General features: G+C 40.7%; 15 protein-coding genes. 9 read left to right on the top strand and 6 right to left on the bottom strand.

The genetic code is table 11. From position 1 onward, the window contains the following. The first annotated feature begins 46 nt into the window (after positions 1–46). The 5 genes from G6W42_RS09460 to G6W42_RS09440 all read left to right on the top strand — a co-directional run bounded on the left by G6W42_RS09460 (position 47) and on the right by G6W42_RS09440 (position 3,390). The gene (locus G6W42_RS09460; protein WP_009494790.1) at positions 47–1,069 is read left to right on the top strand and encodes a ribonucleotide-diphosphate reductase subunit beta; all 1,023 of its coding nucleotides are present in this window, start codon (positions 47–49) and stop codon (positions 1,067–1,069) included. Beyond that, complete coding sequence (locus tag G6W42_RS09455; protein WP_194173808.1) at positions 1,056–1,547, top strand: hypothetical protein; 492 nt, start codon at positions 1,056–1,058, stop codon at positions 1,545–1,547. The genes G6W42_RS09460 and G6W42_RS09455 overlap by 14 nt, the downstream gene beginning before the upstream one ends. Beyond that, complete coding sequence (locus G6W42_RS09450; RefSeq protein ID WP_194173807.1) at positions 1,548–2,315, top strand: carbon-nitrogen hydrolase family protein; 768 nt, start codon at positions 1,548–1,550, stop codon at positions 2,313–2,315. It begins immediately after the preceding gene. A gap of 60 nt (positions 2,316–2,375) precedes the next feature. Beyond that, positions 2,376–3,008: a protein-L-isoaspartate(D-aspartate) O-methyltransferase gene (locus G6W42_RS09445; protein WP_194173806.1), complete on the top strand. Its 633-nt coding sequence runs from the start codon at positions 2,376–2,378 to the stop codon at positions 3,006–3,008. Positions 3,009–3,171: 163 nt separating this feature from the next. Beyond that, entirely contained in the window at positions 3,172–3,390 is a 219-nt protein-coding gene (locus tag G6W42_RS09440; protein WP_012140605.1) for a hypothetical protein, read from the top strand. Positions 3,391–3,417: 27 nt separating this feature from the next. Here the strand turns inward: G6W42_RS09440 and G6W42_RS09435 are convergent, their stop codons facing one another. From G6W42_RS09435 to G6W42_RS09420, 4 genes are all read right to left on the bottom strand, one after another. Beyond that, positions 3,418–5,415, bottom strand: a complete 1,998-nt coding sequence (locus tag G6W42_RS09435) for a TonB-dependent receptor domain-containing protein (protein ID WP_194173805.1) — start codon at positions 5,413–5,415, stop codon at positions 3,418–3,420. Positions 5,416–5,893: 478 nt separating this feature from the next. Next, positions 5,894–6,064: a hypothetical protein gene (locus tag G6W42_RS09430; protein WP_194173804.1), complete on the bottom strand. Its 171-nt coding sequence runs from the start codon at positions 6,062–6,064 to the stop codon at positions 5,894–5,896. Between the two features lie 348 nt (positions 6,065–6,412). Beyond that, positions 6,413–7,987, bottom strand: a complete 1,575-nt coding sequence (recJ, locus tag G6W42_RS09425) for a single-stranded-DNA-specific exonuclease RecJ (protein WP_194173803.1) — start codon at positions 7,985–7,987, stop codon at positions 6,413–6,415. Between the two features lie 313 nt (positions 7,988–8,300). Further along, on the bottom strand, positions 8,301–9,935 hold the full coding sequence (locus tag G6W42_RS09420) for a CTP synthase (protein ID WP_194173802.1): 1,635 nt from the start codon (positions 9,933–9,935) through the stop codon (positions 8,301–8,303). A 126-nt stretch (positions 9,936–10,061) separates the two neighbouring features. Here G6W42_RS09420 and G6W42_RS09415 point away from each other — a divergent pair, with 126 nt between their 5' ends. The 4 genes from G6W42_RS09415 to G6W42_RS09400 all read left to right on the top strand — a co-directional run bounded on the left by G6W42_RS09415 (position 10,062) and on the right by G6W42_RS09400 (position 14,966). Continuing rightward, positions 10,062–10,277: a DUF4492 domain-containing protein gene (locus G6W42_RS09415; RefSeq protein ID WP_194173801.1), complete on the top strand. Its 216-nt coding sequence runs from the start codon at positions 10,062–10,064 to the stop codon at positions 10,275–10,277. Between the two features lies 1 nt (position 10,278). Beyond that, complete coding sequence (locus G6W42_RS09410) at positions 10,279–11,814, top strand: cytochrome ubiquinol oxidase subunit I (RefSeq protein ID WP_194173800.1); 1,536 nt, start codon at positions 10,279–10,281, stop codon at positions 11,812–11,814. Then, positions 11,807–12,931 (top strand): cytochrome d ubiquinol oxidase subunit II, encoded by a 1,125-nt coding sequence (locus tag G6W42_RS09405; protein ID WP_194173799.1) that lies wholly within the window; start codon positions 11,807–11,809, stop codon positions 12,929–12,931. The genes G6W42_RS09410 and G6W42_RS09405 overlap by 8 nt, the downstream gene beginning before the upstream one ends. Before the next feature lie 265 nt (positions 12,932–13,196). Then, a complete protein-coding gene (locus G6W42_RS09400) occupies positions 13,197–14,966 on the top strand; it encodes an aryl-sulfate sulfotransferase (RefSeq protein WP_194173798.1) in 1,770 nt (589 codons plus the stop codon). 35 nt (positions 14,967–15,001) lie between these two features. Here G6W42_RS09400 and G6W42_RS09395 read toward each other — a convergent pair whose 3' ends face one another. Together G6W42_RS09395 and G6W42_RS09390 are read right to left on the bottom strand one after the other, a co-directional pair. Then, positions 15,002–15,352 carry a hypothetical protein gene (locus G6W42_RS09395; protein WP_021088445.1) on the bottom strand — a complete coding sequence of 117 codons (351 nt, stop codon included), beginning with the start codon at positions 15,350–15,352 and terminating at the stop codon, positions 15,002–15,004. A 66-nt stretch (positions 15,353–15,418) separates the two neighbouring features. Further along, positions 15,419–19,698, bottom strand: a 4,280-nt coding sequence (locus G6W42_RS09390; RefSeq protein WP_194173797.1) for an Ig-like domain-containing protein, incomplete at its 5' end; no start/stop codon positions are given.

Below are 19,698 nucleotides of genomic sequence, written 5' to 3'. Positions count from 1 at the left end.
TGGGTAATATTTTAAGAAATTTTTACCACAAACAAGAGAGAAATTTATGAACAGAAAACGCATTTACAACCCAAGCTCAAATGAAAATTTGACTGACAGAAGAGTCTTTAATGGCAACCCACACGGCATTTTAAATTTCACCAAGGCAAAATACGAGTGGGCGTTAAAGCTTTGGGATCTCATGGAGGCCAACACCTGGTTTCCAAAAGAGGTCGACACCACAGACGACGTGCGCGACTACGCCTACAACCTCACAGAGGCTGAAAAACGCATGTACGACCTCGTCTGGAGCCAGCTCATCTCGATGGATAGCTTTCAGACGAACAACCTAGCTGACAACATCAACCCTTACATCACCGCACCAGAGATCAACGCCGTGCTAAGCCGCCAAGCCTACGAAGAGGCAAACCACAGCAAGTCTTACGCTGTCATGGTCGAGGCGATCTGTGACAACACCGACCTCATCTACGAGATGGAGAAGCACGACGACGTATTGCGCGAGAAAAACGACTACATCTCAAGCGTTTATGAGGAGCTTGCGGGCGAAGTGACTGACGAGAAGCTACTTCTTGCGATGGTGGCAAACCAAATTTTAGAGGGCATCTACTTTTACAGCGGCTTTACAGCGATCTACGCTCTAGCTCGCGCTGGCAAGATGCTAGGCTCGGCGCAGATGATACGCTTCATTCAACGCGACGAGATCACGCACCTGCTTTTGTTTCAAAACATGATAAATTCAGTCCGCAAAGAAAGACCTGACCTCTTTACGCCTGAGACTGAGGCGAAAATTTATGATATGTTTGAAAAAGCTGGAAATTTAGAGATAAAATGGGGCAAATACATCACCCAAAACCAGATAATGGGCTTTACAGACGATATCATCGAGCAGTATATCCACTATCTCATCGACCAGCGCCTAGTTGCGATCGGTCTAAAACGCAAATACAACGTCGCTCACCCGATCAAATGGGTCGATGACTTTGCGAAATTTAACGACCAAAAGTCAAATTTCTTTGAGGCAAAGGTGACAAACTACAGCAAGGGAAGCATCAGCTTTGACGACTTTTAAAAGTGGCATCTTAGCCATTGCCTGCGTGCTTTTTGTGGGGTGTGCGAGTAGTAGCCAAAGAATAATTGATCAAGCAAATAAAAATAATCTCGAAAATTTCTACGCCTACAAGCTTGTCAAGATAAAAGAGACAAGCCAAGCGGAAATATATCAAGAGATGCCAAATGGGGAAATTGCACCAAGTTTTGCACCGCTAGGATCCGTTCTAGGAAATGACGTGATGCTTGACATAAACAAGCATTGTGGATTTGAGGCAAAAGACCTAAAAGAGATAAGAGTGGTCTTGCATGATGAGGTTAGAGGTCTTGGCTTCGAGGTCTGGGTATTTAACGACCCGCTCTCGCAGAGGGAAGACAAAATCACAGCTATAAGCGTTATTTTAAAAGCTACGCCAAACATCGGTGGCACGGACATAAACTACAAAATTCCAAAAGACTGCCATGATGAAAAACCTATGACATTTGTATTTGGAAAATAAATGAGCGAAAATTTAAACCTAATAAGCCTAACTTTAAAGGCAAAAAATGCAACAGATCGCCTAGAAGAGCTTGCAAATTTAGTTGAGGCTGCACCCAAAAACTCTCTCCTGCTTGCAAGCGAGCTTTGTATCAGCGGATATGACTTTGACGGCTTTTTTGCTGGGGTAAACAAAGCGATGCTTGGTGGCATGATAGGCAGCTTTGATGCGATGCTGCTTGAGCGCTTGCAAGAGGCGCTTAGTCCAGATAAATTTCTAGGTTTTACACACCTTAGCAGCCTAAACAAAAGCGCAGGGCTCGCTCAAATTTCAAATCTAAATCCGTACCAACCAAAAATTTATAACGAATTTTTACTTCTTAACTCAAACAACGTCTTTCATTCGCAGTTTAAGGCTGAACTTTTTAGGCCAAATTTGGAGCACGAGATCTTTGCTGCCGGCGAGGTGAGCGATATAAATGCCTTTACATTTAAAGGGCTAAAGCTTGGTGTGCTGATCTGCTTTGAGCTGCGTGATAGCAGGCTTTGGGCAAAACTAAGAGGGTGCGACATCATCATGGTGCCAGCCATGTGGGGCAAGGCCAGAGAAGAAGCCTACCTTAGCCTTTGCAAGGCGCTAGCCATCGCAAATAACTGCTACGTCATGATCTCAAGCTCGCTTGATCTTGAGACCGCTGGGGTCTTTTTGCCAGACGGCACGCTGGAGAAAAGCGCAGTTTTTGACGCAAATTTGATCACACAGATAAAGAAAAATTTAGGGCTTTTATAAATTTTAAGATAAGCTTTAAATCGTATAATAGCGATTTAAAATTTGTTTAGGATAGAAATTTTGACCCAATTAGAAGCGATAAAATGCCAAAATTTAGCTAGCGACATAGCCGACGAGATCATGCTAAGTCCTCTTTTGTTTGACGCGATATCAACGACTGAGCGTGAAATTTTCGTGCCTATCTCTGCGCATGCTTACAAGCTTAACGCACAACCCATCCTTGGCAACCAGTGGATCAGCTCGCCGCTAACGGTGGCAAAGATGACGATGGCGCTAGAGTGTGAAAACGTGGATAACATCCTAGAAATAGGCTGTGGCAGCGGCTATCAAGCAGCGATACTAAGCAAGCTTGCGCATAGAATTTTTAGCGTCGAGCGCATAGAAAAGCTAGCCATGGAGGCCAAAAAACGCTTTGAGACGCTAAAGATCAAAAATGTGCACGTAAGATATGATGACGGCAACAACGGCTGGCGAAGCTACGCGCCGTTTGATAGAATTTTACTCTCGGCTGCTGCTGATGAGATCTCGCCAAATTTATTTAGCCAGCTAAAAAATGGCGGTATCTTGGTCGCTCCGATGAAAAGAGATGGCAAGCAGTTTATCGCTAAATTTAGAAAAGACGAAAACGGAAATTTAGAAAAAGAGTTTTTAGACGAGTGCCTTTTTGTGCCGCTTCTTGAAGGCAGAGAGTAGGCAAAGCCTAAGCCTTGCCATAAATTTATAAATTTTTTGAATTTATAAGTGTGGCCTGCCTAAAATTCTGGTGATTTTTGCCATTTGAGAGTTTTGAAATTTTAATTCATATATTTACTATTAAATTTTACAATTACACAAACTTTTTAACAAAGGAGAAAAAATGGCACTAGATAAAGAGCTAGTAAATTTCGGTGAAGAGCATGAGCTAAATGCGATCCTTTCAAAATTTGGCAAATCACAAAGCCAAAAAAATAGAGCAACTCTAGGCGAGCTTGGCAAAAAATGCAAGGAAAAACTTGCTAAAAGAGTGCTAACTCAAGATGAATTTGGTGAGTTTGTAAAAGCTCATCTAAAAGAGCTTGAAGACAAAAAAGCCTAAATTTCTGGGGGAGACCCCAGAAATATCTTAGAAATGTACCTTAAATTTCGCCCAGAAACTTCTACCAGGCTCATATAGTCTAGTACCATTTGGTATCGTCTCATATCCCGCAATACCGCCGCCGTAACCACCTTTTGAATTATGATATGAATATTTGGCGTCGTTTAAATTTTCTGCAGCTATTAAGAATTGATAATTTTTATATTTATAGCCCGCACTTAGTCCTAGCGTCCAGAAGCTATCGCTCTTACCCAAGTCCATGCCGCCGACGTCCCCATATCCCTTTTGTGTGCGGTGTTGCGATGCGTTGGCGTATAGGTCAGCTTTGATAAACCACTCAGGCTTTTCTAGTCCAGCACTTAGTTTAAACGTTAGAGGTGAAACTTTAGGTAGCGCATCGCCCTTTTGTAGGCCACCAGCGTCTTTAGTCACCTTGCCGTAGACATATGATACGCCCGCCCCTAGTCTAAATATATCAGCCAGCAATATATCGCCCTCGATCTCACCACCATATAGTAGAGCGTCGGTATTAAAGGCGTCTGAGGACATGCCCATAGGATTATATTTTAGCATGATATAATCATCCATTTTTGAGACGAATAAATTTGCACTTAGCTCATAGTTTTTATCTTTTAGTACAGCTCCAAAATCAGCCTGAGTGTTTCTCTCTTTGTTTAGCTCTAGGTTCGCGTCTTTGTTTGTCTCCCAGTGGTCTGGCATCCTTTGTGCGTGTCCCAGTCCCGCATAGAGCGTTAAATTTTGTAGATATTTTTCATATCTAAAAAAGCCTGAGAGTAAATTTTCACTCCTTTTTTTATGCGTTTTTATTAGCTTTCTCTCGCCCACATCTAGCCTAAGTCCACCAAAAAGGCCGTAGTTACTATCAAGAACGTACTCATTTTGAGTATATATCGTTTTGTATGTTACTTTGCGCTCTTTTTCGTGTGGCTTTGATAGGGCGGCGTCCATCACGGCTTTAGGCACGCCAGCTCCGCCAGTACCAGCGCCTCGCCATTTAAATGTATCCTGCGAATATCCAGCACCAAGGTAGCTTGTTAGATTATCAAAAATTAGCTCGCCTTCAAGCTTAACGCCATACATATCGCGTATTGGGTGACTGATGCTATATCCCTTGCCCATTCCCCTTCCTGGCACCACTGGACGCATGGTAAAGTTATCCATTATGTGATCTATTTGATGATAATATGAGCTTAGCCTGACTTTATGCTGGCCGACATCTTGTTCGAGCTTGAAACCAAAAGACTTGCGGTCAAACTGCGTGCCGTCTCTCATCCTATCAGCATAGGCTGCTTCGCCCTCGCCCAGGTCTGCACTTAGCTGCAAGGCAGTAGTATCAGTTGGCGTTAGTGTACCCACAAGTGAGACGCTATTTCGTTTATAGTGTGTATGCATTTTTTGTCCATCACCGCTTTTATAGTCCCCACTCTCGTAGTGCCCGCCAGAGACCTCCAAGCTACCTAACTCGTTGCCTGCCATCACATCTGCGCTCGTCTCAAATCGCTTAAAACTTCCGCCAAGCACGCTCACATTTCCTCCAAAGCTTGGTTTTGAGAGCCTTGCTATATCTCTATCAAAAAATATACCACCACTAATAAGTGCGCCATATCTTACGTCTTGTGGCCCTTTTACGATGCGAACCGAGCTGTAGTTTTGCGCAGATATATAGGTGATAGGAGTATCCATACGCATGCCACATCCGCCATTTAACGTGCTTCCGTCGATAAGCACTGGCAGTCTAGCCGCGGTCTGCGAGCGGTAATAAACCTCACTACCGCCTCCGCCCTTGCGCTCCATAGAAAATCCACTCAAATTTGATATAGACTTGGCAATATCGCTGTTTTCTAGTATTGCGCCTTTGCCGACTAGTTGGGCGTTAGTAGGTTCATCTAGAGCTGATCTTTCTATTTTTGACGAGACGACGATCGGCGTTAAGCTTGCTGTTTCCTCAGCGCTGAGCGTTAAATTTGACGCTAAAGCCAACGCTAAAACATAAGAAATTTTCATTTTTGCTCCTATGAAAATAATATTTAGTATTGAAATTGAAGCAAAATTAGACTTAAATAAATGATAAATATAAATGTAATGAAAATTACATGGTATTAAATTTAATAAAAAAGTCTTATTTTGGGCATTTATACTATGTGTGTAAAAAAGTAACTTTAAAAGCTTGGAGTTATAAATTTAGCCTATTTTTTCATAAAATTTGAGTTTTCTTACCAAAAGCTGTGTGGTTATATTTTTAATGACTTTGTGTAAAAAGGGTTTAGTTTAAGCAGCCAATGCGCTCTATATTAAATTTAGTAAATTTACAATTTTAGGCCTAAAAGCCTAAATTTCTGGGGTCTCCCCCAGAAAATTTACTTGCAATCCTCTCTTGTCAAATTTATCACAGTAAAGTTCCTGCCGTCCTCGTAGTTGTATATCCATGAAGCTTTATCAATAAGAGGATTTTTACTACCACAAAAGTCCTCTTTAATCTCTTCTATCTCATTTTTAGTAAATTTACTAAATTAATATCATCGCTATCATTTATAACAAAGGTGGTTTTTAGGGTTTCATTTTCGCATACAGAGCCTGCTATTACGATATTATCATCGACTCTTGTAGGAGCTGGCTCATCGATCATACTTACAACAGCTTTAATAAATTGCATTATCACATTTGAAAATAGTAAAAAGATAAATTTACGCCCAAACTAGGGCGCAAATTTCTTAAGGAGGGAATGTTTAATATTAAAATTTATAAGTGTAGCCTACATAAAGACCGATGTTGCTCTCTCTGCCATAGCAAATGAGCAAACCGCACATGCAATTATGCTAGCTTTCAAAAATGAACTTTTCATTTTCAATCCTTTAAAAATATAATGTAAATGTAATTTTACGGATTTTTATTTAAAATATTATTAATTTATAATATTAAATAAGCATTGATAAATTTATAAAATTTTTAATTATTAAAAAGTAATACCTAGTCGTTAAATTTCAAACAACTAGGCAGAAAACTATAAAATTTCTCGTATAAGAAGCTGTGGTGTCACAAGCCCACGGAACGAATTTTTAGATACGCAAAAGATGATATCCACCATCTCACCCACTCTAACGTGCCTTGTGAAGTTAAAAAACAGCGCTTCAAGCGTTTTGTTGTCTTTTTGCAAGATTAGTTTTAAGTGGTTTTGATCCCTGCCTATGAGCCTCTCGTTTTTCACAACGGCATTTTCTATCTTAAAGACTGGGCGTGGGTTTTTTTGTCCGTACGGCTCGTAAAATTCCAAAATTTCAAGCAACTCAAAGTCGATCTCGCTTGGCATTATGTCGCCAAGTAGCTCGTCTGAGCTTTTGCACTCTTGCATATTTAGGCATGAGCAGCTTTTATTTATCGCCTCTTTAAATTTTTCTAAATTTTCAGGTGCAAGCGTCAGTCCAGCTGCACCTTTGTGACCGCCGTAGCTTGTTAGCAGATCTTCGTGGCTTGCGATGAGCGACAGGATATCAAGCTTGCCAACACTTCTGGCACTCCCTTTTGCGCGGCCTTTATCTATGCTAAAGACGATAGCTGGCTTTGCAAAGTGCTTTGCTAGTCGGCTAGCCACGATGCCTATCACGCCCTCATGCCACTGCTCTCCCCAAGTAATGATGACCTCATCGTCCTCTTTTACGTCCTTTAGCGAACAATCAAAGAGTTGGCGCTCCTCCTCTTTTCTGGAGTTGTTAAATTCAATGATCGTATCAAGGTAGTTGTAGGCCTCTTCGATGCTCTTTGCGCGCAAGAAGTTAAAAGAATTCATCGCATCATCCATGCGTCCAGCTGAATTTATAAGAGGTGCTATAAGAAAGCTAATATCATCACACTCAAATTTATCCTTGCCGTAAAACTCTTTTATGGCGCAAAATGCCGAGCGCTTAGATGCATTTAGCTTGCTAATGCCCATGCGAACGAGCATCCTATTCATATCTCTTAGCTCCATCATATCAGCGATTATCGCGATGGCTAAAAGCTCTAAAAACTTACTCATATCGTAGTTTAAGCCGAAAACATCTTTTAGCGCACCCACCAAATACCAAGCCACCTCAGCGCCGCAAATTTCGATATTTGGAAAGTTGCAGTCCTCTTGTTTTGGATTGATGATAGCGTAGGCTTCTGGTAGAACGGCTGGTGGCATGTGGTGATCTGTGATGATGAGATCGATGCCTTTTTCTTTGCAGATGTTAGCTGCTTCATTAGCCGAGATGCCGTTATCGACGGTGATTATTAGACTCACATCGTTTGCAAGCTCATCGATGATCTCAGGGTTTAAGCCGTATCCGTCCTTAAAGCGATTTGGGATCTTTACTAGGTAGTTTTTTACACCAAGATCATCAAAAAACTCGGCTAAAATCACACTTGAAACCACGCCATCAACGTCATAATCGCCAACAATAGCGATGTGTTCGTTTCTCTCGATCGCCTCTTTGATGCGATTAGCGCCTTTGTAGATATCTTTTAGGGCGCTTGGCGTTGGAATTTCACTAAGTTTTTTGTGTATGTCGTTACAAAATCTACGTGCTAGTAAATTCCTAATATCCTCTTTAGTTAACATAGCTTTGGCAAGGACTTTTTGACGCCCTGCCAACTTTGACTAATGCTATTTGCTCACTTAAATTTACGCCCAAACTGCCAAAAATTTGGCAACAAAAATGCTTTTTTTTCATCGTAATCTTTCGTCTTTATTTTGAATGCTTTGATTATATCTTTTTGAAATTTAATTTCTTATAATTTTCAATGAAAGTAAGATTTTTAGGGCAAAAAACTTTTGTTAAATTGATACTCTTTATAAATTAGATATTGTAAATTTGAAGTAAAAAATGAGTGAAATTTAAAGAGAAAATTTGGCAAAAAACTTGCCAAATTTATCATTTTACGTGATTAGCTAGGCTTGCTTTGATAAAGCCTAGGATCACAGGGTTTGGTCTAGTTAGACGGCTAGTAAATTCAGGGTGACACTGCACGCCTACAAACCACGGATGACCTTTTAGCTCGATCGCTTCTACTAGTCCGTCGCTTTCGCCACTTACTATGAGGCCAGCCTTTTCAAAGACCTCTTTATATTTTGGATTTGCCTCGTAGCGGTGGCGGTGGCGCTCTTTTACGCTCTTTGCGTTGCCATAAATTTCAGCCAAAAGCGTCTTTGGCTTGATGTCGCAGTCGTAAGCACCAAGTCTCATAGTGCCGCCAAGTGGGCTTGTGTGCGTTCTTATCTGCTTTTTGCCGTGGGCGTCAATGAAGCTATCTATTAGATATATGATAGGATTTTTGCACTCTTTATTAAACTCCATAGAATTTGCATCTTCTAAACCCAAAACATCCCTTGCAAACTCGATCATCGCTAGCTGCATACCAAGGCAAATTCCAAGATATGGTATCTTATTTTCACGAGCAAATTTTATGGCCTGCATCTTGCCTAAAACGCCCCTTTCGCCAAAGCCGCCAGCTACCAAGATGCCATCCACGTCTTTTAAAAGCTCATTTACATTGCTCTCCTCTATCTTTTCGCTATCTATCCAGCGCAAATTTACCCTAGCGTCTAAATTTGCTCCAGCATGGATGATGCCCTCAGTTAGGCTCTTGTAGCTCTCTTTTAGATCGATATATTTGCCTACAAAGGCGATTGTTGTTTCGTTTGTTGGAGCGATGATCCTTTTTACTAGGCTATCCCAGTTTGCCATGTCTGGTTTTAGCTCACCAAAGCCTAAATTTTCAGCGATCGGCACTAGGATGTCTTGCTTTAAAAACGAAAGTGGAATTTGATAGATACTTGCGCTATCTAAGCTCTCTATGACGCAGTTTTTCTCTACGCCACAGCTTGCTGCGATCTTATCTTTTAGCTCGCGGTTTAATGGCATTTCAGATCTGCAGATGATGATATCTGGGCTTATGCCGATGCGTCTTAGCTCGCCGACGCTATGCTGAGTTGGCTTTGTTTTTAGCTCGCCAGCTACTTTGATAAATGGCACGAGAGTTAGGTGGATATTTAGCGCTCTTTTTTTGCCAACTTCTACTCTTAAGGCTCTTATCGCCTCTAAAAATGGCAAGCCCTCGATGTCGCCAACGGTTCCGCCTATCTCAACGATGAGCACATCTTTGCCCTCGCCTGCTTTTTTGATACGATCAACTATCTCGCCAACGATGTGAGGGATCACCTGAATAGTCTTTCCAAGATAGTCGCCACGTCGCTCTTTTTCGATGACTGAGCTATAAACCCTGCCCGTTGTGAAGTTGTTATCCTGACTTAGGCTCTCATCTAAAAATCTCTCATAGTGACCAAGGTCTAGGTCTGTCTCTGCGCCATCGTCTGTGACAAAGACTTCGCCGTGCTCTAGTGGGCTCATCGTGCCTGGGTCTACGTTGATATATGGGTCAGCTTTTAAAACGCTCACTTTTAGTCCAGAATTTTTAAGTAATGTCGCGATAGACGCAGCTGCGATGCCTTTTCCAAGTGAGCTTAAAACACCACCTGTGATAAAAATGTACTTCGTCTCTTTTGCCATCAAATTTTCCTTAACTTTAGTTATTTTTTAATCTGCCGATTATACCCCTTAAATATTTAGTAAGGCATTAATCGTGCAATTTTTAAAAATTATTCTTTAAGTTTTTTTGTTATAGACTTCAACATCATGATTAAAAACTGCTTAAAAAACATCGCCTCATTATATGTAGACGGCTTTAAAAATATGAAAATAGGCAAGAAACTATGGCTTCTCATAGCGATAAAGCTTATCATTATGTTTGGAATTTTAAAGCTCTTCTTCTTTGATGAGACGCTTAATACCAAATTTCAAACCGACGAAGAAAAAAGCGAATTTGTAATTCGTAATTTAATAAAGGAATAAAATGTCAGAGATGGATTTTGTTGATTGGTCTAGGGCTCAGTTTGCGCTGACTGCCATTTACCACTTTTTGTTTGTCCCACTCACTTTGGGGCTAAGTTTTATCATCGCCATTATGGAGACGATATATGTCAAAACTGGCGACAAAGCCTGGCTTGAGATAACGAAATTTTGGCTAAAGCTCTTTGGTATAAATTTCGCTATTGGTGTGGCTACTGGCATCATCATGGAGTTTGAGTTTGGTACAAACTGGGCGAATTATAGCTGGTTTGTCGGCGATATATTCGGTGCTCCGCTTGCGATCGAGGGCTTACTCGCATTTTTCATGGAGAGTACGTTTTTTGCCATTATGTTTTTTGGCTGGGATAAAGTTAGTAAGAAATTTCACCTGCTTTCAACTTGGCTTGTTGCGATCGGTTCAAATTTAAGCGCACTTTGGATCTTAATCGCAAATGGCTGGATGCAATATCCAATAGGCATGAAATTTAACCCAGACACAGCTAGAATGGAGATGGAAAATTTCTTCGAAGTCGCACTAAATCCTCTTGGCATTAGCAAATTTTTACACACAGTAACTAGCGGCTACACTATCTCAGCTATTTTTGTGATAGGAATTTCAGCTTGGTTTTTGATCCAAAAACGCCACATCTTGCTTGCTAAAAAAAGTATCGTCGTTGCTAGCGCATTTGGCCTTATCACTTCAGCATTTTTGCTACTTAGCGGTGATGAGAGCGCATATCTTGCAGCTCAAAAGCAACCTATGAAGCTAGCAGCCATGGAGGGACTTTACAAGGGTGAGCAAAATGCTGGCCTAGTTGCCGCTGGTATTTTAAACCCAGCTAAAAAGCTTGGCGATGAGAGCGATGCCTTTTTGTTTGAGATAAAAGTACCTTACGCACTTGGCATCATGGCAAACAGAGAGCTTGACTCATTTACACCAGGCATAAATGACCTACTTTATGGCAACAGCGAGCGTGGCATAATGAGCGTAGAAGAGAAGATGGCAAAGGGTAAAGTAGCTATCGAAGCTCTTAAAAACTACAAAGAGGCTAAAAAAGCAAATGACGAGAGCTTGATGAAAAGCTCGCTTTCAAATTTAGAGAGCAATCTAAATTTCTTAGGATATGGCTATCTTAAAGATGCAAAAGATGCTGTGCCACCAGTTGCACTTACATTTTATAGCTTCCACATCATGGTCGCGCTTGGCACTTACTTCATAGCTCTTTTTGTTATCACTCTTTATCTAAATCTCTCAAGAAAATATAAATTTGAAAACATAAGAGCATTTTTGTGGATCTGCCTCTTTACCATACCGCTTGGCTACATCGCAGCTGAGGCTGGCTGGATAGTAGCAGAGGTCGGCCGTCAGCCATGGGCGATACAAGATCTCATGACCGTTGGCGTCGGAGCTACAAATTTATCTGACTCAAATGTCAAAATTTCATTTATATTATTTGCTGTTTTATTTACGGTCTTGCTGATTGCCGAGATCAAAATCATGCTTAAGCAAATAAAGATAGGATTTAACGACCATGCATAGTTTAAGCTTGGAAAATTTACAAATTTATTGGTGGTTTATAGTTAGCCTTCTTGGCGGACTTTTGGTGTTTATGATGTTTGTTCAAGGCGGTCAAACACTCATCTTTAGCCTTGGTAAGGACGAGCTTAAAAAAGATATGCTCATAAATTCTATAGGTAGAAAATGGGAGCTTACATTTACAACGCTTGTTATGTTTGGTGGCGCGTGTTTTGCGGCGTTCCCGCTATTTTACGCTACTAGCTTTGGTGGCGCTTACTGGGTTTGGCTGGCTATTTTATTTTGCTTTATCGTCCAAGCTGTAAGCTACGAGTACCGCAAAAAGCCTGATAACTTCTTAGGCGCTAGAACTTATGAAATTTTCCTTTTCATAAATGGCTCGCTTGGCGTTATCCTTATCGGCATGGCGGTTAGCACATTTTTTAGCGGTAGTGATTTTGTGCTAAATGAGCACAACTTTGTCGAGTGGAAAACTCCATTTCGTGGTCTTGAAGCTTTATCAAACCCTTACTTGTACTTGCTTGGCATAGCGATGTTTTTCCTATCTCGCATAGGCGGCTGCTTATATCTTATGAACAACATCGCTGATGGCGAATTTATACAAAACGCTAGAAAACAGCTACTTGTTAATACCGTGCTATTCTTGCCATTTTTCCTAGGATTTCTTGCGTGGATACTTACAAAAGATGGCTTTGCATACGACGCAAACGGCGTAGTTAGCCTTGTTGCTTACAAATACGCTATAAATTTGATCGAGATGCCTATCGCTGGCATATTGCTTCTTGTTGGCGTGCTTTTGGTGCTTGTTGGAATTTTCCAAGGAGCATTTACAAAGAGTATTCGCGGAATTTTCGCTTACGGCGTTGGCGTAACACTAGCTGTGACCGCGCTATTTTTGATAACAGGACTAAATGGCACAGCATTTTATCCGTCATTTAGCAACCTTTCTAGCTCGCTAACTATCAAAAATGCAAGCTCAAGCCACTACACACTTGGCGTTATGGCCTATGTTAGCTTGCTAGTGCCTTTCGTGCTTGCCTATATAGTCGTAGTTTGGAGAGCGATAGATAGCAAGAAGATCACGCAAGATGAGATCAAAAACGATCATCACGCATACTAAGGATAAAAGATGTTAGAAGCAGGAATTTTTTTGATACTTTGGCCAGTGACATTGTTCGCTAGCTACAAATTTGTTCTCTTTTCTCTTAAGAAATTTGACGCAAATAACTAAAATTTAGGGGCATTTGCTCCTAAATTTACTCTATATACTTTAAACAAAAATTTTATATTTAATTTTACTATTTAAGCTATACTTTACCTAAGTGTTATTTCTGTGTTAGTTTTGTGGAGTAAGATATCATTAAATTTCTACAGAAGGAGCGAAAATGAGCAAGAATTTCTTAGGTTCTGTTGCCCTTGCGGCTGTTTTGATTAGTGGTATTAGTGTAGGCGTCACGCCACTGGAGGCTGGTGTCTTGGCTCATCAAGTAAAGGTTCAAGGAGAGCTTGGCTCAGTCTTTATAAACCCCTACGACGTATCGCCCCTAACTGCGGTTATAGATAGGGCTGGCAAAGATATCAAAGATATCCACGTCAAAGTAAAAGGCAAGCCAGATGGCGGTATCGACATCGACTACAACGTCTCAGAGCATGCCCTGCTCACACATGACGGCGTGCCTATTTGGGGACTTTATCCTGACTATCTAAACGAGGTCGTCGTCAGCTACACATTTAACGGAGCTAAAAAGGTAGAAACATATAAAATTTACGCCCAGCCTATCGTCACATATAGCCGCGACTATAGGTTCTCACACATGCAAAAAACTAGCGTCAAAAAGGTCGATCCTGCCTTTAGAAATAGGCTCTATCTCATAAACAACACCATTACAAGCGTCTATAAACCGCTTGATTGGAAAAATGGTGGAGCTGCTAGCTGGAACGACTTTACCGAAAACTACATCGTAGATACAAAAGGTGAGGTCAGATGGTACCTTGACTATCAGAAATTCTACGACCGCAGCGAACGCAGAGTGATGGATGGGGGTATGATGATGGGCTTTCATCAGCTAAAAAACGGCGATATCAGCTTTGGCATGGCGCAAAGATATCTTAGATATGACCTCATGGGTAGAGAAATTTACAACCGCCCACTTCCAAGGGGCTACATCGATCTAAGCCACGAAGTTATGCCGTTAAAAGATGATCATTCACTACTTAGAGTTGGCAAATACAACTACCACCACAAAGATGGCAGAATTTCTCACACCATAAGAGACCACATCATCGAGGTCGATAGCACTGGCAAAGTGGTCGAAGAGTGGGATCTAAACGAAATTTTTGGCAACAATGTTTATCGTAGCAACCTCATAAAAGCGCTTGACGCTAGAGCTGTTTGCCTAAATATCGATATGGACGCAAAAGAGATCAAGATAAGCGATGATCTACCATTTGGCGATATCACCTCTACTGGCACAGGCAGAAACTGGGCGCATGTAAATTCGATCTCGTATGATGAGAGCGACGATAGCATCATACTTTCACTTCGCCACCAAGGCATCGTCAAAATCGGCCGCGATAAAAAGGTCAAATGGATACTAGCTTCGCCTGAAGGCTGGAGCGAGGACTTTAAAGCCAAAGTGCTAACTCCAGTCGATAGCAACGGCAATAAGATAAAATGTGAAAACTCAAAATGCGAGGGCGAATTTGACTGGTCATGGACTCAGCACACCGCATGGCTAACACCAAGATACGATAACAAAGGCAGCGTAAAACATCTAAGCGTCTTTGACAATGGCGATGGTAGAGGCATGGAGCAGCCAGCATTTAAAGAGGACAAATACTCCCGTGCGGTTGAATATAAGATAGATGAGAAAAAGGGCACGGTTGAGCAGACTTGGCAGTTTGGTAAGGAGCGTGGATTTGACTTTTATAGTGCAGTTACTAGCAATGTCGAGTGGCAAAAGGATAAAAGCACCTACTTTATCTCAAGCTCAAATGTAAATTTACTTCGCCCTGACAAGACTATCAAAATGGTCTTAGTTGAGATCGACCCGAAGACAAATGATATAAAATTTGAGATGGATGTGGATTCTGCTTCAAGAGATGATGTCGCTTATAGAGCGATGGTTATCGATCCTGAAGTGTTTAGTTATTAAATTTTGGTGTGAGACCCCCTCTCACACCTAGTGTATTAGTTATTATTTTGAAATTTATAAATTTCTTCTTTGACGCTAGTTAGGTCAAAATTTATCGCTCGCTCTAGCTCTAGCAAGCTTACATCTTTGTCTATCTCAAGAGCCATCGCTATCTCATTTAGCTCTTTTGCTTCCTCATTTGCGAGGATCGCACTCTTAAAACTAGCCTCATCTATCTGGCCAAATTTTAAAAAGATCGATTTAAATTTATCTTTTAAAATTTCTCTACTTAGCTTTTTATCTTCTAAAGCCTTCTTTGTGCCACCATTTCTGTTACATGTTCTAAATATAAAATCTATTGTTTCATTTACTTCATCGAGTAAATTTTTTGTCTTCTCGCTTTGCATACAAACTCCCTTCACCGCAAACAAATTCAAAGCAAGGCAGACTTTGTCCGCCCTGCTTATAAGAAATTAGAAGTGGCTTTCTACTTTCTCTTCGATTTGGATAGGATGAGTTGTAGCTATATTTTCTTCGCCAGCATGTGAGCTTGCAGTAGCATAAGAAGGTTTAGCTTCTGACTTACCTTCACTCATGATATGATCTTTTGGTGTTTCTAAAAGATCATTTGCGCTAACGCCTATTTTATTGTTACTTAGAACATTTAGCTCAGCTTTTGGCTCATTTATACGAGCAGCATTGCTTAGATCAACACTATCATTGTCTAAGATATCATCTGGCAAGCTTCTAGTGCTTCTTACTTTACCACCATAAGTGTTCTTTAGATCAAACCTTACCATTGTATCATTAGAAAGTGCATTACCGGCTAGGTCTTTAAAATATCCATTCATCGATACTATCATACCGTTGTGACTCATATTAAAGTCTTTACCATCATCGCAAAGAGTTACCACGCGACTTATGCTACCGCTCTTGATATCTGCTTCAGTTATAGTAATATCTTCGGTATAACCGTTTATATTGCCCCATTTTGGATTATTAGTATTGATCATATAATGGAAAACATCCCCAGCTTTTATAGTTACGCGGTCTTGTGGTATATCTACAACAAATGTTATATCACCGTTGCCATTTGCTGGATTTTCATAATCTGCTTTATCATAGATTTTATCTTGATTTGCATCTTCTTTAATCCAAATGTTCGGTTGAGCAATAGTTGTATCTATCTCAAGATTTGATACGGTATAAGGATTTGAAACCGCACCAGCCTTATTTGTAGCTACTGCTGTTACAGAGTAATTACCGTCGGCAATATCGTCAGTTGTTACCTTCCAGCTACCATCACTTTCAGCTGTTATAGTTTTCTCCCAAACACTATGTAACTTACCATCAACTACAGATACTTTTACGCTTGCATTAGCCTCAGCTGTTCCACTTATAGTTGGTGTCTTATCATTTGTTAAGCCTGCAATATGCGCAGCTTCATTTGTGATAAGGTTACCTGTATGACCGCCCCTAACATCATCATAGATGCTTGTGATCTTAACGTTAGTTGTCGCAATATGTTTATTATCTGTATTATCACTAAAGTCAAATACCACTTTATCGCTACCATTAGCACCTTTATTGCCAGCTGCATCGCTAAAGTATGCTTCAGCAACATAAACGCTTCCGTTTGCATTTTTACCATAAGGCATAGGCTTACCAGCATCCGGCTGATCTTTGTCAATTTGGTTATTTTTCATCTCACCAATGTAGCCTCTATCAATTTCAGCTTGACTTATAGCGCGCTCATGCCAGCCTGTTTCATCCCATTTATAGTGGAATATATCACCAGCTTTTATGCTACCATCATCTGGTATAAGAGCCTTCCATGATAGACGTCCTGTGTGAGTATTTTCTATATTTTCTTTCCAGCTAAATTTACCATCGTTATTTGTATCTTCGATAAATTCAACTTTCGCATCTGCTATCTTAGTATCAACATCTATAGCTGCCACATTTGAAGGGTTGCTTACTACACCGGTCTTGCTTGTAGCTATTGCGGTTAGCTCATGTTTACCCTCAGCAAGTGGAGTTTTTGGTGTAAATTCCCAAGAACCATCACCATTATATTTGATATCTCCATCAACAACCTTGTCACCATCTTTAATTGTTATGGTTACACCAGGTTTTGCTGTACCTTTGATAGTTGGTGTACTATCGTCTGTTAGGCCATTATTTACACCAAGGATATTTCCTACTTTACCGTTATAGCCAGCCACATCGTCACAAACTGCTGTGATCTTGACAACGCCAGGACTTGTTGTGTCTACATCTGAAGATGTTTGGTCAGATCTACTTCTGTTTCCAGCTAAGTCAGTTGCTTGTACGACCATATTATGCTTGCCATCAGCCATTGGCTCTTTTGGCTGTATTGTCCATTTACCATCTTCACCAGCTTTAGTTGTGCCTATTACTTTGTCATTATCGAAAAGCTCAATAAATGCACCTTTTTCAGCCTTACCTTCAAATACTGGTCTATTATCGTTTGTTAAACCACCTTTAACGTCACCTTTATATACACCACCTTCTACGTTGTCGGTAATGCTATCTATAGTTGGTTTAGGTGTTACAGTATCGACATCTATGTTGGCTGCGTTGCTAGATGCGCTTTTTACCCCCAGGGCATTTTCAGCTACTGCAGTAATGCTATGTTTGCCATCAGGTAGTGCTGCACTTGTGCTCGGTGTAAAGTTCCAGTTGCCATTAGCATCAGCTTTTGTAGTTCCGATAAACTTGCCGTTGTCGTAAATATCAACTTTTATACCAGCCTCAGCCGTACCTTTGATAGTTGGAGTATTGTCATTTGTTAGACCACCTTCTACTTTAAGCACGTCGCCTACCCTCTTATCATCATCATAGCCTTTATGGTCATCTATAACTTCTTTGATGACTGGTGCTTTAGGAGCGGTCTTGTCAAATCTAACTGAGTCTGTACCCTCTGCACTGATATTACCAGCTTGATCTACTATCCTATAAGATGGAGTTTGGAAACCAGGTCTACCTTTTACAAAATCAGCACTGAAATCATCTCTTACAACCTCACCTTTAGCTACGTCAGCAGCACTTAGGGTTAATACAGTTACCCACTCTCTATGGCTATTAGACACTTCGATTCTATCGCCTTCTTTTGCATCCTCTGGTAGCTTGATAACCCATTTTAGTTTGCCGTCAGTTAAAGCAGACGCTTCAGTAGCTGTCAAGATGTTGTTGTCGTCTGCATCAGCTGTGATCATTACTTTTGGAGCTCTCGCGGTAGTATCAACATCTACGCTTACCACGTCAGATGGCTTGCTATTGTTTCCTGCTTTATCAGTTGCTTGTGCTTCAAAAGTATGGCGACCATCTTCTAACGCAGCATGAACTTTGCCACCCCAGTTAGAATTTGCCTCTAATGTATATTCCCATTTGCCATTTTCATCAGCCGTTACAGAAACTTGCTTGCCATCTTTAAATACAGGTCTACCGTCGATCATAAATTTAACTTCTGCAAATGCCTCTGCAGTACCTTTTAGCGTTGGCAAGTTATCATTTGTTAAGCCAAATTTTACGTCGCCATTTACAGCGCCACCAGCTACATCATCTATAATCTCGGTAATAACTGGTTTAGCGCAGTTAGTATCAACATTGATGGTTGCTACATTTGACGGATTACTAACGTTGCCAGCTTTATCTGTTGCTGTAGCTGTTACATTATACTCACCATCAGCAAGTGGAGTTTTTGGTGTAAATTCCCAAGTACCATTAGCTTTAACTTCTATATCCTCACCTATAATTTCGTTTCCATTTTTAAGAACGATAGTCGAACCAGCCTCAGCTGTGCCTTTAAATTTAGGAGTATTATCGTTTGTTAAGCCTTTGTCTTTACCAAGAACGTTATCAAATTCAACGCCACCATACCATTCATCAATCACAGCGGTAATAACTGGAGTATTAGGAGCTGTAAAGTCTGAGCTTATGCTCTCTTTTACCACTTCACTTGCATTGCCTGCTTGATCAACGATCTTAGCTGTGATAGTTGAAGTTTGTCCATCAACTACTGGTACATCTACCACTATATAGCCTAATTTTACATCATCTGCGGTTATAGGGTGATTTTTCTCTTCGCCATTATTGATAGAGTATTTGATCACATCACCTTCAACTACATCTGGGAAGAAAGAAATATGCGCTTTTGTACTAGCGTTATCACTATCACTGCTGTTTTCTGCTTTATTTAGCTTGCCATCTTTTGGAGCTGTGTCTTCAACAAATGTGATTGTTGGATCGCAAGGAGCAGCAAAGTCGCCTTCATGTTTTATATCACCAGCTATTCCTTCGCCTTTGCCAGTATTGCCTGCATCATCAGTGATCTCCACTTTAACTTTATCACCTGTATTGATTGGTTTAGTAGTTTCTATGTTAAATTTACCATCGTTACCTACTTTACCGCTGCCTATTATTTCTTTGCCAGCTTGATCTTTGATAACTACTATAGCACCTGGTGTATCAGAGCTACCCTCTACTCTACCTTTTTCTGGAGTACTATCAGCTGGATCACTCATATCTACTGGGGTCACTTTAACATTCTCTACACTTGGAGCTATTGTATCAAGCTCAATACTTACTTCATTACTTGATACGCTAGTACCAAATGCATTTTCTGCTTTAGCTGTAAATTTATGCTCGCCTTGTTTAGTAAGTACTGGTGTTGTAAATTCCCAGTTGGCATCTGCTTTTTCTATCCTACCGATCTCAACGCCATTGTCGT

The organism is Campylobacter concisus, assembly GCF_015230015.1.
In the GTDB taxonomy this organism is placed as follows: domain Bacteria; phylum Campylobacterota; class Campylobacteria; order Campylobacterales; family Campylobacteraceae; genus Campylobacter_A; species Campylobacter_A concisus_AF.
This window is presented reverse-complemented; position numbering and strand designations above follow the sequence as displayed.